Source organism: Arthrobacter sp. NPDC056691, from assembly GCF_042791415.1.
Taxonomy (GTDB): domain Bacteria; phylum Actinomycetota; class Actinomycetes; order Actinomycetales; family Micrococcaceae; genus Arthrobacter.
On record NZ_JBHTXX010000079.1, the window covers coordinates 1 to 1,093 of the forward strand.

Annotated in this window: 1 protein-coding gene; it reads right to left on the reverse strand. The window is 64.7% G+C overall.

What is annotated here, in order from left to right:
• Positions 1-824, reverse strand: an 824-nt coding sequence (locus ACFRAU_RS26080; RefSeq protein ID WP_378002022.1) for an IS110 family transposase, incomplete at its 3' end; no start/stop codon positions are given.
• Positions 825-1,093 lie beyond the last annotated feature (269 nt).

Below are 1,093 nucleotides of genomic sequence, written 5' to 3' on the forward strand. Positions count from 1 at the left end.
CCGGTCTTGGTGATGCCGCCCTGGGAGCGACGCTGGCCCGAGGAATTCTCCGTAGGCACCAGACCCAGGTAAGCGCCGATCGTGCGGCCGGTGAAGCGGTTCCAGTCCCCAATCTCCACGGCCAGCCCAAACGCGGTCAGCGTCGAGATGCCGCGCAGGCATTCCAGCGCCCTCACCACGGGGGTGTATTCGCTGTCGTAGGCCAATTTCGTGATGGCTGCATCCAGGCGGTCGCGGCGGGCCAACGTTTCGGTGACGGTCTCGAGGGCCAGGTCGAAGGTCAGCTGCAGGGCCGGAGAATCGAAACGTTGCCGGTAGAGCCACGACATGTGGGCCAGGGTCCAGGTATCCCCGCCGCTGTAATGAATGCCCTGGCGCAGCAACAGCTTCGAGACCCGGTGCCGGGCCCGCATCAGGTCCCCGCGGGTATCTTCCCGGGCCCGGACCAGGTCCCTGGCCGCTTCCTGCCCGGGATCCGGAACAGTGACCTCGGTGATCTCATCGAGTTTCAACAGCCGGGCCAGATGCAGGGCGTCGTTCCGGTCCGTTTTCACCCTGTCCCCGGGCGGGCGTTGAAGCTTGGACGGCGCCGCGACCACACAGTCAACACCGGAGCTCCGCAGGAACCTGGCCAGCGTGAAACCTGTCGGTCCGGCCTCGTAAACCACCCGGCACGGGCCAGGCAGGGCCCTGATCCAGGCCAGAATCTCAGCATGGTCCGGCGTCAGCCGGCCCCGGAGAACCTCGCCGGTCTCACCATCGATCGCGCACGCAACAACCGACAGGGCGTGGACATCCAGGCCGACGTGAGTACGCTCGTGCATAGCTGGAACCTCCAAACTTCAAATGTGGCTCTGCCCCAATGGATTAAGTCTGGGAACAACCCACGCGAGATTGAAGAGAAGGTTCCAGCCCCACCAATTCCTGGCCCTTCTGACAGAGGTCATTCACGCCGCGATGGTTTCCGGACCGCGGCCACCCGGAAACGAGCCATGCACCAAAGCCCGCGGTCCGGAACTGCCCGGCGATAATGGACGAATCAGAAGGGCCAGCACCCCAGCCCCGGCCACAACCCCTCAGACATATCGTCTAG